At 37.8% G+C, this 14,221-nt stretch carries 14 protein-coding genes; 4 read left to right on the top strand and 10 right to left on the bottom strand.

The window, feature by feature from the left end; genetic code table 11:
- Window positions 1-201 precede the first annotated feature (201 nt).
- The 3 genes from EHQ24_RS15225 to EHQ24_RS15215 form a co-directional block, all read right to left on the bottom strand.
- Entirely contained in the window at window positions 202-1,215 is a 1,014-nt protein-coding gene (locus EHQ24_RS15225) for a DUF5018 domain-containing protein (RefSeq protein ID WP_135602401.1), read from the bottom strand.
- Between the two features lie 240 nt (window positions 1,216-1,455).
- Complete coding sequence (locus tag EHQ24_RS15220) at window positions 1,456-1,896, bottom strand: MarR family winged helix-turn-helix transcriptional regulator (RefSeq protein WP_135602400.1); 441 nt, start codon at window positions 1,894-1,896, stop codon at window positions 1,456-1,458.
- Window positions 1,883-2,368, bottom strand: coding sequence for a glutathione peroxidase (locus EHQ24_RS15215; RefSeq protein ID WP_135602399.1), 486 nt, complete (start codon window positions 2,366-2,368; stop codon window positions 1,883-1,885). Before EHQ24_RS15215 ends, EHQ24_RS15220 begins: the two co-directional genes overlap by 14 nt.
- A gap of 329 nt (window positions 2,369-2,697) precedes the next feature.
- On the opposite strand from EHQ24_RS15215, the gene EHQ24_RS15210 reads away from it, so the two are divergent.
- Together EHQ24_RS15210 and EHQ24_RS15205 are read left to right on the top strand one after the other, a co-directional pair.
- Window positions 2,698-3,987 (top strand): ammonium transporter, encoded by a 1,290-nt coding sequence (locus tag EHQ24_RS15210; RefSeq protein WP_135602398.1) that lies wholly within the window; start codon window positions 2,698-2,700, stop codon window positions 3,985-3,987.
- A 5-nt stretch (window positions 3,988-3,992) separates the two neighbouring features.
- Window positions 3,993-4,340: a P-II family nitrogen regulator gene (locus EHQ24_RS15205; RefSeq protein ID WP_100734139.1), complete on the top strand. Its 348-nt coding sequence runs from the start codon at window positions 3,993-3,995 to the stop codon at window positions 4,338-4,340.
- Between the two features lie 46 nt (window positions 4,341-4,386).
- Here the strand turns inward: EHQ24_RS15205 and EHQ24_RS15200 are convergent, their stop codons facing one another.
- From EHQ24_RS15200 to lepB, 3 genes are all read right to left on the bottom strand, one after another.
- Entirely contained in the window at window positions 4,387-6,081 is a 1,695-nt protein-coding gene (locus tag EHQ24_RS15200; protein WP_135602397.1) for a thiamine pyrophosphate-binding protein, read from the bottom strand.
- 271 nt (window positions 6,082-6,352) lie between these two features.
- The gene (locus EHQ24_RS15195; protein WP_135602495.1) at window positions 6,353-6,580 is read right to left on the bottom strand and encodes an AtpZ/AtpI family protein; all 228 of its coding nucleotides are present in this window, start codon (window positions 6,578-6,580) and stop codon (window positions 6,353-6,355) included.
- 1 nt (window position 6,581) lies between these two features.
- A complete protein-coding gene (gene lepB, locus EHQ24_RS15190; RefSeq protein WP_208725790.1) occupies window positions 6,582-7,619 on the bottom strand; it encodes a signal peptidase I in 1,038 nt (345 codons plus the stop codon).
- A gap of 112 nt (window positions 7,620-7,731) precedes the next feature.
- Here lepB and EHQ24_RS15185 point away from each other — a divergent pair, with 112 nt between their 5' ends.
- On the top strand, window positions 7,732-8,523 hold the full coding sequence (locus EHQ24_RS15185; protein WP_135602395.1) for an aldolase: 792 nt from the start codon (window positions 7,732-7,734) through the stop codon (window positions 8,521-8,523).
- Entirely contained in the window at window positions 8,524-10,338 is a 1,815-nt protein-coding gene (locus EHQ24_RS15180) for a DUF2079 domain-containing protein (protein WP_135602394.1), read from the top strand. It abuts the gene before it with no gap.
- 346 nt (window positions 10,339-10,684) lie between these two features.
- On the opposite strand, the gene EHQ24_RS15175 is transcribed toward EHQ24_RS15180, so the two are convergent.
- From EHQ24_RS15175 to EHQ24_RS15160, 4 genes are all read right to left on the bottom strand, one after another.
- Window positions 10,685-11,134 carry a TFIIB-type zinc ribbon-containing protein gene (locus EHQ24_RS15175; RefSeq protein WP_167483083.1) on the bottom strand — a complete coding sequence of 150 codons (450 nt, stop codon included), beginning with the start codon at window positions 11,132-11,134 and terminating at the stop codon, window positions 10,685-10,687.
- A gap of 200 nt (window positions 11,135-11,334) precedes the next feature.
- Window positions 11,335-11,853 (bottom strand): hypothetical protein, encoded by a 519-nt coding sequence (locus EHQ24_RS15170; RefSeq protein WP_135602392.1) that lies wholly within the window; start codon window positions 11,851-11,853, stop codon window positions 11,335-11,337.
- An 87-nt stretch (window positions 11,854-11,940) separates the two neighbouring features.
- The gene (locus EHQ24_RS15165) at window positions 11,941-12,963 is read right to left on the bottom strand and encodes an MBL fold metallo-hydrolase (protein ID WP_135602391.1); all 1,023 of its coding nucleotides are present in this window, start codon (window positions 12,961-12,963) and stop codon (window positions 11,941-11,943) included.
- A 9-nt stretch (window positions 12,964-12,972) separates the two neighbouring features.
- Entirely contained in the window at window positions 12,973-14,151 is a 1,179-nt protein-coding gene (locus tag EHQ24_RS15160) for a MaoC family dehydratase (RefSeq protein WP_135602390.1), read from the bottom strand.
- Between the last annotated feature and the right edge of the window lie 70 nt (window positions 14,152-14,221).

Genomic DNA, 14,221 nt, shown 5'->3' with positions numbered 1-14,221 from the left:
GATTGGGGGTGCGTGGGGGGGGGTAGAATGGTATACATCCCCGCCCGTATCGAACTGGGTGGGGTTAACCACCCGCCACCCAATGACTTCCATATATCACATGTTTGTTGATTTGTGAAGGAAGAATTGCAAGTTTGCAAATTTTATAGAATAAAGTTCATCTTTTCACCAATCCTAAAAGGGAAATCGAACTTACGATTATTATGGAGAAAGTTTATATTTGGTATTCAGATAAAAGAAAACTTTTTCCACATCTGTTTCAGAAAGATTAGTATTGAAATAGAGAAGTTCTGCAATGTCAGCATCAAGATTTCCATTCCCTAATAAAACACGATCCATATTCGATCCGCCAGCATAAGAATAGGTACCATCCAAAGCTGACTGCCCGGCAAATTTACCATACCTATATTCGCGAACATTAGAAGTCAAAGTCTGTACGGTACCAATGGAAATAAATTGGAGCATTGGCAAGGGAATTGATGACGGTGAAACACAGGTAGTAGCATTTCGACAAACTGCATATTCACCTAACACATTTGAAATGCCTATTTCTCTACCTAACGTATAACATAACCGAATAAGAGTGATTGCTGATCCAATAGAAACCAAACGCTTTACGAAGAAAAAACTTCCGCTATCAGAAACATATAGCCCAACCCCACCACTTGGCAATTCCATTTGTGATGTTAGTGCACTTCTGAATGCTACTGCAGGGTAACCGTTCACCTGATTCTTTCGATAGATAGGCCAAATATTTATAGTCGGTTGCGATATATGATTCCCATATCCACTGACATCCGACCAGCTCGTAACCGGATCTCCATCATTTAACGTTAGCTGGTCTGCTTTGAACCAAAGCCGAAGGGAACCAGAACCCAAAACGCGAGGAGCTACCATTTGTACAGTGTATTCATTTGTGCTACCATCCGTTCCAGTCACAACGTATTTCAATGGAGAATTATAGTCATTGGAACTCACTCCACTCGTTTGTGGAACGTCATTCACTGAAACAGAAACACCATTAGTCTTAAAATTAGCAACATAAGAAGAGATTGTAACGATTGATTCGGAAGTGATTACAATTTGGTTTCCATTGATGATCCCAGTTAATCCCAAACTAGGAATCGAATATTCTAAGATTTCTTTGCCGGCTGGGAAGATGTATACTTTTCCGCAAGTGGTACTGTTATCCGAAGTTGCCCATTTGAACAGCAATGTGTCTATAAATTTTTGCCCATTCGGATCGCAGGGATTTCCGGAAAAAGGGTTTTTACAGGAAAATATAAGCAGCAAGATAAAAAAGCAAAGTGAAGAAAACATTCTCTGCATGTGTGATGAACCTTCGCTTTTTCAGGTAAGAATAGAAATGAACCTAAACGATGTTAGATCCTTTTCAGGTGTGCATCTAACGTCAAGAAGAAAGCAAAAAATTATTGATAGAAATTTCGTTTTATCTCAGCTTTGAGCAAGTTCGTCTAAAATTGCTTTTAGTTGGATTGCTTGGTTCTCTTCAATCCCAGACAAACAAAAAATTTGTTCTGGTATGGCTTTTGCCTTTTCGCGTAATTGTTTTCCATTCTTTGTGAGAGACACAACAACGACTCGTTCATCTTCCTGACTTCTCATTCGCTCTACAAATCCACTCTGTTCCAATCTCTTTAATAAAGGTGTCAAAGTTCCTGAATCTAACTGCAAACGATCCCCAAGTCTACTCACTGAGGCTTCTTCCTCTTCCCAAAGCACCAACATTACTAAGTATTGTGGATAAGTCAGTCCCATAGCGGCAAGTAACGGACGATAGATCTTCATCATCCGGTGCATCGACGAATATAAGGAAAAACAAATTTGGTTCTTCAAAAGAAGAACCTCATCTGTAGGATTCTTAACCTTGGACAAGTTTTTCAATGTCCTTTTCGATCGCTTCTGGTTTTGTAATGGGTGCATAACGTTTCACAACGTTTCCATTTTTATCGATTAAAAATTTTGTGAAATTCCACTTGATGTCAAGGGAACCGAAAATCCCTGGAGCTTGTTTTTTTAAATGTTTGTAAAGTGGATCAGTATTTGGTCCGTTCACTTCTAGTTTAGAAAAGATAGGAAAAGTTGTTAAGAATGTTCTTTCGCAAAATAATTTAATCTCTGCATCTGTTCCCGGTTCTTGTTCACCAAACTGATTGCACGGGAAAGCCAATACTTCCAAACCCTTTCCTTTCCAACGGTCATAAGTTTCCTGGAGCCCTTTGTATTGTGGAGTAAAACCACATTCACTGGCTGTGTTGACAATGAGTAACACTTTGTCTTTAAACTGCTCCAACGGAACTTCCTCGGAACCTCGTTTTACTTTAATTTTGTAAAATTCTTCTGACATATTTGGTCTCCCTATTTGCATTTTAGATTGTGCACAATCTAATTTTGTTCAATCTTTTTATTTAGATTTCAGCTAGTTTTTGAGGTTTTTCAGCCGCGAGGTCGTGAATCTAACTATCCCCGCCCTGATTTGGGTCGGGAACTAGACCCGCCTCCCAATACCATCGCCTTACCACAACCTCACGAATCTGACCACCAGCTTCCTGATTCCCCAATATTTTTTACAAAAAAGTTCCTAGTTTCGCAGAATTGACTCGCTTTCAAAAGAGAAACCAATCGTAATGATACGAATTTTATTTCACATCTCAAAAAAGATATTTGGAGCAAACAATGAATATACAATTGGTCTTACGGCCTTTGTTGGTATGTGCACTTTTCCTCTTGCCAGGATTTTTGGCTGCTGAAGGAGAACTACCATCCCCCCCTACCATCGATAAGTCAGATACGGCTTGGATGTTAGTTTCTTCTGCATTTGTGTTTTTTATGATCCCAGGACTCGCCTTGTTCTACGGTGGTATCGTTCGTTCCAAAAATGTTTTATCAACTATGATGCATAGCTTTGTTGCTATCATCGTGATGACATTACAATGGACTATTTTTGGATATAGTTTTGCTTTTTCTGGCGAGAATCCTTATATCGGAAATTTCGATTTAGCATTCCTGAATGGCATAAATCTCGATTCCGTAAAGGGTACGATCCCAACTTACGTACACTTTCTCTTCCAAGGAATGTTTGCCATCATCACACCAGCGCTGATCTCTGGGGCAATCGCAGAAAGAATCAAACTCTCCGCCTATGTTGTTTTCATACTCGTATGGTCAACGTTAGTTTATGACCCAGTTGCACATTGGGTTTGGGCCGATTCAGGTTGGTTGTTAAAAATGAATGCTCTTGATTTTGCAGGAGGAACAGTAGTCCATTTGATTTCAGGGATTGCGGGTCTTGCTGCTGCCATTGTCATTGGTAAACGTAAAGGTGATGCAGGATTATTAACCCATCCAAATAACATGACTTATACATTACTTGGCTCTGGTCTTTTGTGGTTTGGATGGTTCGGTTTCAATGCAGGGTCTGGTCTCGCAGTCAACGGACTTGCAGCAAGAGCCTTTTTAGTGACGCTCATTGCGCCAGCCGCAGCTGGAGCTAGTTGGTTACTCATTGAATGGTTACATACAAAAAAAGCGACAGCACTTGGCGCAGCTTCTGGAATTGTAGCGGGCCTTGTCGTCATTACACCTGCTTCCGGTTATGTGGGAGTTCAAGGAGCAATGATTATGGGATTTTTAGTATCCCCCATTTGTTATATGGCAATTTTGCTTAAGGGTAAACTTGGGTATGACGATACTCTTGATGCCTTTGGAATCCATGGTGCAGGCGGGGCCTTTGGTGCAGTCCTTACAGGAATCTTTGCTTTAGAACTCGCAGAAGGAATGACCTTAGGAAATCAAATAACGGCTCAAATACTGAGTGTTGTTGCTACTGCTGTTTATTCTTTTGTAGTTTCCTATATACTTGCACTCGTAATCGAAAAAACAATTGGATTTAGAATTGAAGAAGATAAAGAAATCACTGGACTCGACCAAGAGATCCATGGTGAAAAAGGATATGATATCAGGTAATCAATATGAAATTAGTCATTGCAATCATCCAACCACATAAGTTAGAAGAAGTAAAAAATGAACTTACTAAAAATGAAATCTATCGTTTAACAGTCAGTGACGTACAGGGTTATGGCCAACAAAAGGGAAAAACCGAAGTATTCCGTGGACATGAATACCAAGTAAACCTCCTTAGAAAGGTAAGATTAGAAATCGCAGTCAACGATGAATTTGTAAAACCCACCGTAGATGCCATTTTAAAGGCCGCTAAAACTGGCCCTGAAGGTAAAATCGGCGATGGAAAAATTTTCGTGATGCCACTAGAAGAAGTGATTCGTATTCGTAGCGGAGAACGAGGTAGTAAAGCCATCTAACAAAATTTTGGTGATCCGAGGGAGTTTTTCCCTCGGAGTTTCGTCCTTAGGTTACAATCTTTTCGAGGATATACTCTTGGTTGGATTTCCCACCAGGAACAAATGGATACACTCCCCAACCAGATGGAACTCTCACCTCAATCAAAGCCGGCCCTTTTGTTTCCAAAACTTTTTCTAAATCATTAACTCCTAAATTCCAATCCCATTCAAAGTATCCAATTCCAAAAGATTGGCATAACAAAGAAAAGTCGGGATGAAAATGAAATTTCGATCCAGAATACAGACTTCCGTAAAACAAATCTTGTTGTTGTTTGACGAGTCCCAAATGTTCATTATTGATTAAGATAATTTTTACATTTAGGTTCTGTTCCTTTAGAGTAGACAACTCTTGTAAGTTCATCATAATCGATCCGTCACCAGTAAAACAAAACACTTGAGCATCTTTATGACTTAAAGCCACACCAATGGCAGTGGGAAGACCAAATCCCATCGTACCTTGTCCACCGGAAGTGATCCAGGACATTGGACTAAGAAAAGGAAAATATTGGGCTACCCACATCTGGTGTTGGCCTACATCTGTAAGTACAAAATGTTCGCCTCCTGGCAAAACCGAAGCAAAATCCAAAAGAATCGATTTCATTGGATGATCTTCCCGTATTTGTTTCCAAGTTTCGATCTGTAACAAAGAATCTTTATTCTCAATTGAAAATTCTTCTTCTAATAGAAAGTGAAGAACTTCTGTAATGTCTTTTTGTAAACTCAAAGTCACTGCTTTATTTTTGCCAATTTCCCGAGCATCGATATCAATATGTATGACTTTCGCCTGGTTACAAAACTTTTGAATGTCACCTGTTGCGCGGTCATCAAAACGAACACCGATTGCAATGAGCAAATCACAACCACCAAGCGCTTCATTGGCAACTACAGTTCCATGCATACCCATCATTCCTAAATTCATCGGATCTTCTTTTTCGAAAATCCCAAGACCCATAAGAGTGGTTACAGCAGGGATTTGGAAACGGGATACAAACTCTCGTAACCTTAAGTATTCTTTTTTGGCCCCTCCACCTATGTAAAGTAAGGGAAACTTAGACTCATCGAGTAAAATTTTAAATTCCTTTAAAAAGATATGAATACTTTCAAAGGATTTATCGTTTTCTATTGGTAAAAGATCAATGTTTGAATTTGATTTTATATAAGAATCTAAACCAAAGGTTTCCTTAGGTAAGGAAATTGTTTTTGTTTGGATGTCTTTTGGTAGATCAATCCAAACTGGGCCCATTTTTCTTTCTCCGCATAACTGATATGCATCCTCTAAGGTTTCTATAATTTGGTTTGGCTCTTGGATCAAATAAACTCTTTTAACAATAGAAGATACAATCTTTGCTGTTGGTAATTCCTGAAACGCATCAGTTCCCATTAATGCTAATGGAACTTGACCAGAGAATACAAGTAAAGGAACCGAATCCCTTTGTGCATCGGCAACAGCTGTCATCAGATTGGCAACCCCTGGCCCAGAGGAAACAAATACGGCACTCACCTCTCCCGTGCTCCTTGCTCTCCCTTGTGCGATAAATCCGGCTCCTTGTTCATGCCTTGCTAATACATGTTCGATGGATGACTGCGCCAAACTTTCGTATAACGGCAATATGGTTCCACCTGGAACTCCTGGAATCCAAGTAATTCCCTTTGATTCTAAAAAACGAATGATATATTGACTTACGGTGATATGTTCCGACATAAAGATCCTCTCTCTTGTTGGTTTCCCCGTCGACTTTTGCTTTCTGTCGACCGAGGAAACAATTGAGAATTTATGACAGAAAGCTACGTATGTATGAGGAGACTACAACGACGACTAGGACGAGAGTAGAGAGGACATAGGAAGACAATCCAAGAACGGGCATGGAATCCATGATTTCGCTTTTTGAAGTTGTCTGTTTACCCATGACACTTAAAAGTTTTTTGCAAAGAAGGATGGCGTCAAGAATTTAATTGGAGCCAGTTTCCGAATTTTATTCGTTTTCTTTGGCTCGTTTGATGAGGGAATAAAAAGCTAAGATAAAACCAAAAAAGAATCCTATCAGAAGCCAGAGTGGTTCTGTTTTTAAATATTCGTCTAAGTAATATCCGCCCACCACAAAAAGCGCGATAGAAGATACAAATTCAAAACCGGCGCCAGCCATTGCCATAGAGGACTTCTCCGGTTTTTTATTGGATGGTTTTTCAGATTCACCTACCATTTTACTGGAGAATCCGCCCAATACGCTCCCACCTAACACTCAGTCTCCACAAACGATAACGAAGAGTTCTTTCAATCCATCCCAATCTGGACTCATCGTCTCTATAACGAGAATTATGTGAGGAAAAAACTTCTGTATAGTGACAACGTCTGTCAAGTGCATCACCTTCAAAACGTTCTGCGATCTCTGGTCCTTTTTCAGCAAGTTCCTGACCATCTTTGTATTCACAAGTGGAGTCTTTCCAATCGATAGAAAAATATATGATGAGTGCCTTACCTAAGATGTCTTCTCTTTTCACAAATCCCCATGCGCGAGAATCGTGAGAGTCATCTCTGTTGTCTCCCATAACCATATATTGGCCCTCGGGGATTTGACAACCGTGCAAAAAATCACAATATTCAAAAATATGAGCACGTCGATCGTCCTCAAAACCTTCGAGAATTAGATGTTCAAAACCTGGTTTCACTTCTTGAAAGAGAGCCCTTTGTGTGGCTTCTAAATTGTCCAAATCAGAAAGTTCTTTACCAATAGGAACTTCTTTCGGTTGGTAAGATTGAAATTCTTCCGAACCTTTTTCTTTATACTCGATGAGTGCAAAGTGTACTCTTCCCCTATCTTTGGTATCGATGTATTTACGAGTGATTCGAATTGTATCACCTGGTAATCCTACTACACGTTTGACAAAACGTTTTGCAAAAATTCCAGTCCTTGATTCTTCCTGGGCAAGTGCTGTTGCCGGCGGAATAAAAGTAACAATATCACCACGTTTTGGATCATCAATTCGAAAGAGTTCCTTTTCTGTAAAAGGCATTCGAAAAGAATAACGCATTTTATTCACAAACAAAAAGTCCCCAATTTTGAGTGTGGGGATCATCGAACCAGAAGGAATATTATTAGCATCTAATATAGATGATTTGAAAGCAAATACAAGAACGACAATGATCCCGAAGGAAATTCCAGAAGCGGCTGCTCCCTCTTTGGGTGGTTCTTTGGAATCTTGTTTAGATTTGGATTGGAAGATGGAGGAGAATATTCCCATAGGTTCGAAGCTAGGGAATTGGAATTTTCTGTCAAGAAAGGGGGAAAAAAAGCGCAAAAGACTTGTACTATTTTCGGGAATCGACGATACCATACATGGAGATCTTCTACTTATGGAAACATCAATCCACGTTTTACGAAAAACCTTACTGGAGATGAAAGAAAACTACTCTTTTGTCTGCATCAAAACAGGTACGGAAACCGAGGACATGGGAGAAGAAGAAATCTCCCTCCTAAAAACGATCACTGCAGGAATTTTGCCCCTCTATGTCAAAATCGGTGGGCCAGAAGCCAGAAACGATATCCGCATCTGCCAAAGGATCGGTGTTTCCGGGATTTCCGCACCAATGGTGGAATCAGAATACGCCTTAAAAAACTTCATCCAAACCATGAAGAACCTTCTGACACCTACTGAATACGAATCCTACAACAAATCAATCAATATGGAAACCATCACTGGATACAGAAATTTGATGGATATCTTTGATTCTGTTCCCTTCCAAGCATTAGAGCAAGTAACAGCCGCTAGATCCGACTTAAGTGCTTCTATGGATAAAAAACCGGATGACAAAGAAGTCACAAGAGTTTCTAAAAAAATCATCTCGGAAGCAAAAAGCAGGGGGAAAAAAACTTCTGTCGGTGGAACCATCACCAAAACAAATTTTGAATTAATCGCAAACGAAATCCAACCTGACTTTATCAATTCACGCCATGTGATGGTGGATACAAAAAAGGCTATGTCCATTGGTGCTACAGATGTGGCTGAATGTATGTTGTTATTTGAAATGGATTTATTTGAATTTTTCTCTAAAACATTTCCAGACAAAGGTTATTATTACCGCAACCGAGTGGAAATCAATCGGGAACGGATTGGCGAAAGAAAGGTCTTGTACTTTATTCGTTAAGTGGTTTATTTATTTTTTTTACTTAGCCTAGTTTCTCCTTTTCTCTTTATTTCTCCTAAAAACTTTCATGCCCCCTTTCAAAAGGGGGTATTTCTTTTTTTATTATTCTTATCCATATTCAGTTTCTGGATGGAAAAAAAATCCAAACCAAAACTAGACTCCTTGGCAACTAACTTTGGTTTGTTAAATGACAAACAAATCATTATTCTCCCCTATTTGCTTTTTATCAGCTGTATTTTCTTTTTAATGGCAAGTAGCAATCATGCCTTCCATTTAACAAAGTCTCTGGCAGATGTTTATTTATTTCAAGATGCGGATTATATTGGCATTTCGGATATCCTCCTCTCTATTTATCACGGTGACGGATTTACTAGTAGTTACTATTCAGAATCAGGAGAAGGAAGTTACCTTCATCATCACTTTGCACCGGGAATGGCAGTTCTATCTCCGTTAGTTAGTTTGATTCCAAATAGATGGGGGCTCGCTGCAGGAGTATTTTTTGTTTACCAATTGGGAACCGTTCTTTGGCTGCTATGGGCTTATCAAATTACAAAAAAGAACTCAAAAGAATTTGGAATTAAATTTTTAGTTTTCTGGATACTTGTTACAAATCAATTGTATCTCTATCGCATTGGATCCAGCTTTCATTTCGAAGTTCTGGTTTTGATTTTTGGACTTTTCTTTTTTTATGTTTGGGAAAAACGTGAGAAGGAACAAAATCTCCGTTCGCGAAGCATTTGGATTTATTATAGTATTTTATCATTTGCCACAATTCTTTACCTTTCCATCAAGGAAGATATTGGGATTTACCTAGTTCTGTTCTTTCTGCCAACCGGATTAAAACTTTTATACAATCATTGGAATCAATACAAAGAGAACCGACATTCGACTGAACTTACCAGTGTTCCTTCTCAAGAAAGAACTGTCATCCCGTCACTAACACTTGTTTTTTTTATTTCATTAGTTTGGATGGGTTTTGTATTTTACATATATCCAATGTTTGGAGATAATTCGGAATCCATAACTTGGACAAATGTTCTCACACAGGAATACCATTCCGCATTCAAACAAGTAACCGGTTACAGAAAATCATTCCAAATTTTTCTAGAGCTAATCATGAGCGGGGGACTCGGAATCTTTCAGATGGTTCCCGAAGTCTCGGGAATCGGACTAATATACGCTACACATATATTTTCCTCAAGGCCATGGCACCATGAAGTTTATACGTATTACAGTTATTCTCTAATGCCTTTTATCCTCTATACTGGAATTTTATGGATCCAATCCGAGAAAAAAATATCCCTATCTTTTGCCTTTTTGATTCTCACTTGTCTTTTTTGGAAGAACTCACTCGATCAAAATTTTCCATTGGATACAAACATCAAAAGTCCATGGAATCAACCCAACTTAGAAGAAATTCGAGAAGATTTAAAAAAAACAAATACATTAATTCTTTCGAATCCATTAAAGGATATATCTGAAAATACAAATCTGAATTCGAATATAATGTCAAATTCAGATAATGATAAAAATCAAAAAATCGAAAAAGGTGTTTTTATATTTTCTCAATACAACCTTTCTTTTCAGATTACAGACCAGGTGAAAACTTATCCTCTGGAACAAATCAAAAATGCATCTTCGATTTGCAAAAAAACATACTTTTGTTATGTTGTACTTTCCCCAGAGTTCACAGATGAAATTTTGTGGCCGAAATCTCGAATTTTGGAATATAAAAAAGAATTAGAAAACCAAAACGGAAGTTTGGTTTGGAAAGGGAGACAAATTGAAATTTGGAAATTAAAAGCAATGAACTAGGGCGTAAGTGCAAAAAGCAGGTAACGTCAGTTATATTGAGACACTTCACTTACATTGAAAATTCAAAGGTCAATTCAAATAATTTCCAACATAGAGATTCCTGCTACTTTTTCATTTTCAAGAATGTCAATATAAGCTCCCCATCGCATATAAAAAATACTTATATCTTTATTTTTCATATATTTTATCTGGGCGTTTTCTGGAGATAAGAAAGAAATGCAAGAATCTTTACTGAGGTATTGAACGTTTGTGAATGGATCAAAAATTGGTTCGGAACTATGACACGTATTAGTCAAAAGTAGAATGAGAAATATTTTTATTATTTTTTTCATCTCCGCTGGTATAGTTACTCTTTTTTGAAAATTGTTTTAAAAAAAGTTACTATATCAAAAGCATTAAACACACTTGTATGCATCACGCTATCGTAGTGATGGATTTTTGAAAATTTAATAGCCTCTTCGTTAATTTTATTTATAGTTTTAGCTTCTTTTAATTTTGCATCCAACTTCGTTATATTTAAGATATAGTTTATTTCAGAATTAGAAATTCTATTTTTGCTATTGGTTATCAAATTTCGGGTTTCTAATGAGTTGAGTTTTAAATCTTCAATTTCATTGTAATCAAGCCAAAGAATCTTGCAATTAGAACAAATGTCAATTTCGACAGAATTGTAATTTTTAGAAAACCTGTGTAATCGCATTTTATCTTTACATTTAGGGCATTCTAGTTTTGATTTTGAAACTTTCGAAGTATTTTTTTCACTCTGCCAAGTAGAACCGTTAAATAGCAGTTCCAATGTATTTTCAGAATAGTAATGTCCAAAACAATTATTGCAGATTATCAATTTCCCATAATTTGTTTTTATGGGGTTTAGCTCTACATTACATTTTTGACATTTTTCCATAGGATTTAACAAATTACGCATACTGAACAAACACAGACAAGGCTCCCTGACCTAAAGTCATGATAACGAAAGTTAAACGAAATACTATCGTTTTAGGAATTAAGTCTATCGCATATATTTTTTGAAAGATTTAAGAAAGTAGTTTTATGTGTCTCTATTTTATAATCGCTGGCAATTATTTCAAACATATCATCATGAAAAAAGAAGAAATAGTGGTTATAATTTTCCCATCTTTTTTCGCTAAATTCCGGATGAATTTTGTGGATTTTTTTTAACTCCTGTATCCAGCTAGAGTTTTCGATAATATGCGCAGAATAGGAATCTAAACCTGCTTTGGATAATGGTGAGCCTGAAGCCACTTCATCATTGAACATTCCGAATTTGTATGCAAGTGTTCCGATGAATTCAACTAATGCTAGATTGTAAAGCGTATCAGAAGAGTTATCAATAATATTTACGTAAGTTCCATCCCAAGCAGGGTCTGGTTCGTTTATGTAGTAGATTAAGAAAGTTTTATTACCATTGGAATATACTTGCGGGATAGGAGCGCCGAAATCCCATTCGGGCTTCCAATCAATAACTCTAGCGAATTCTGTTAGTTTAGGTATCATTTTCTTTTCTTGTCTTTTCTGGCGTATGGCTAAAATAAAATATTTCCATTTAAATCAGAAAAAATTATAAGATATCGTTCGGTATACCTAACTTACGATATGAAAAACTTCGTATCCATTTTCTCTTTTTTCGATACGAATTTGTCCCTCTAAAACTAATTTCTGAATGATGCTGTACACTAGCCCTAAAGCAGTCGGTAAGTGACCACCATTATGGACTTTTTTTCCAATGGCAGCTTCCATAAGCACCTTTAGATCCGATTCCCCTTCTCTAAGCCTTCGAAGCACACCTTTTTCAAGGATACTCAAAGTTTTTTTCACAAGAGTGATGGTTTTTTTTGGATCTTCAATTTCGCTACCATGGGCAGGTAACATTCGTTTGATGGGTTCTTCCAAAAGTTTGGCTAGGGTAAAATAATAATCACCCAAACTGCCATCCATTTCAGAATAAATGGCGGTAAGATTGGCAATGATCAAATCTCCCGAAAAATAAATTCCCGTCGAAGGATCTACAGGTGTGATATGATACAAATTGTGACCGGGTGTGTGTAAAAAACGAAATAATCTGCCACCTAACTCTAAACTATCATTATGATCAATTTTTACATCAATTCGTAAAACAGGATCCCCTTTTTTGGTTTCCCCAAATTTACTAAAAAATTGACGCCAACCTTTGCGTGATTCTTCCAAAATCCGATCGAGTTCTTCTTTATCACCAAATGCTTTGTGAAATAGATCTTCTGTTGCCTCTTCAAAAAGCACCATCGACTCTAAATAATTCCCAACCCCATCGGCCATCGAACGATATCCGTAGTAGGTCACATTTTTTGCATAGGATTTAAGAACTAAAGAAGAAGAGATATGATCTAGATGATTGTGCGTATAAATGATATGTCGAATGTCATTTAAAGAAAATCCCTTGGTTTTCAAGGAAGCCTGTAACATGGGAATGGATTCAATATAACCAGAATCGATTAAAGTTAAACCATCGTTTCCTTGGTAAAGATAGATATTGTTAGGAGCGTAGAAAGGTTGGGGTAGGATAATTTTAAAGACACCATCCCCGATGTCTTCCATCTCAGGAATTCGTTTGGGGATGGTAACTTTCATAGGTTCACCTTATGGTTGTTTTTTGATGATCAATCTTCTTTCAATTTCGAAGATTTTCTCTGGGATTTTTTCTTTTCCCAATTTCTTTTTATCGTTTTCTTTGAGGAAAAGATCAGCACCAAATTTATCTAAAGCATCATTTGCTTTGATGTTTTTGAGTCCGATGAATTGGATTTGAACTTCACCCGCTGGGATTCCGTATTCTGTTCCTTTATCTTCCGTAGTCAAAATTCTAGAAATACAAGTGACTGTATCACCAGAAAAAGCTGGTTGTGTGTGGTATCCTTCTGTGAATCCAAGTTCCCAAATTGCGTTTTCAGAAATATCACGGGAGGCCATACCAGCTAACCAACCAAATACGAGTCCACCATAAACCACTGGTTCTCCACCCATAGGGCCAGAGATTCCTGCAGAATATAATTTATCGTAATGAAGTGGATGTGTATTTCCTACTCGGAAAGTCCATTGGTAATGTTCATCAGTGATGGTTCTTCCATTTTGATGCACATAAATTTGACCTGGTTTGAAGTTTTCAAAGTAAGTATGTCCCCAAGTTACATCTTTCATCTCTGTTGGGAATTTGAGAGTTGGAAGTTTGAGGGCGGGAGTTTTTGACTCAGGAAAGAATGCGGAAGAATCGCCTGGTTTTGGATTGCCTTTTGGCTTTCCATTGGATTGGTAGATCATGATTTTACGTTCGTATTGCAAAACCACTTCATTCTTTTGATTGAGACAAAGTGTTCTTACGTGAACGATTCCTGGTTTCTCAGGGCCTTTGTCATCCACTGCTAAAATTTTAGTTCGGGAAGAAAGAGTGTCTCCAGGATAAACAGGTAATAAAAATTGTGCGTTGTAATATCCGAGGTTTGCAAGCGCCTTCTCACTGTTATTCTGAACACCAATGGAAAGTGCTAAGTTGAACACCATCAGTGGATGAACGAGTAAGTCAGCAAATCCGTGAGCTTTTGCATACTCTGCAGAAAGATAAAGTGGATTTGCATCCATAAACACAGTGGCAAATTCTTGGGCAAAACTTCTGTCCACAGTGAATTGACGAGGGTGAACATAGATATCACCTACATTGAATTCTTCGAGGTATCGTCCATAAATGTTCTTTTTGACATCAGAGAGAGAGGCAGGTGTGCTGGGAGCTAACTCACCAAAGGGGGACATAGGTTTTTCGGCCATGGGAATTCCTTTTTCGAATGGGATAGGACTAATTTTCCAAGAGAGGTCCAACGGAAAACGATTTTTCCAA

Origin of the sequence: Leptospira noumeaensis (assembly GCF_004770765.1) — a bacterium.
In the GTDB taxonomy this organism is placed as follows: domain Bacteria; phylum Spirochaetota; class Leptospiria; order Leptospirales; family Leptospiraceae; genus Leptospira_A; species Leptospira_A noumeaensis.
This window is presented reverse-complemented; position numbering and strand designations above follow the sequence as displayed.

Excerpts from the sequence above, each read along its gene's own strand:
- EHQ24_RS15195 (WP_135602495.1), bottom strand. The coding sequence starts at position 6,580 with ATGGTAGGTGAATCTGAAAAACCATCCAATAAAAAACCGGAGAAGTCC.
- EHQ24_RS15165 (WP_135602391.1), bottom strand. The coding sequence starts at position 12,963 with ATGAAAGTTACCATCCCCAAACGAATTCCTGAGATGGAAGACATCGGG.
- EHQ24_RS15210 (WP_135602398.1), top strand. The coding sequence starts at position 2,698 with ATGAATATACAATTGGTCTTACGGCCTTTGTTGGTATGTGCACTTTTC.
- EHQ24_RS15160 (WP_135602390.1), bottom strand. The coding sequence starts at position 14,151 with ATGGCCGAAAAACCTATGTCCCCCTTTGGTGAGTTAGCTCCCAGCACA.
- lepB (WP_208725790.1), bottom strand. The coding sequence starts at position 7,619 with ATGGGAATATTCTCCTCCATCTTCCAATCCAAATCTAAACAAGATTCC.
- EHQ24_RS15170 (WP_135602392.1), bottom strand. The coding sequence starts at position 11,853 with ATGATACCTAAACTAACAGAATTCGCTAGAGTTATTGATTGGAAGCCC.
- EHQ24_RS15200 (WP_135602397.1), bottom strand. The coding sequence starts at position 6,081 with ATGTCGGAACATATCACCGTAAGTCAATATATCATTCGTTTTTTAGAA.
- EHQ24_RS15185 (WP_135602395.1), top strand. The coding sequence starts at position 7,732 with ATGGAAACATCAATCCACGTTTTACGAAAAACCTTACTGGAGATGAAA.
- EHQ24_RS15215 (WP_135602399.1), bottom strand. The coding sequence starts at position 2,368 with ATGTCAGAAGAATTTTACAAAATTAAAGTAAAACGAGGTTCCGAGGAA.
- EHQ24_RS15205 (WP_100734139.1), top strand. The coding sequence starts at position 3,993 with ATGAAATTAGTCATTGCAATCATCCAACCACATAAGTTAGAAGAAGTA.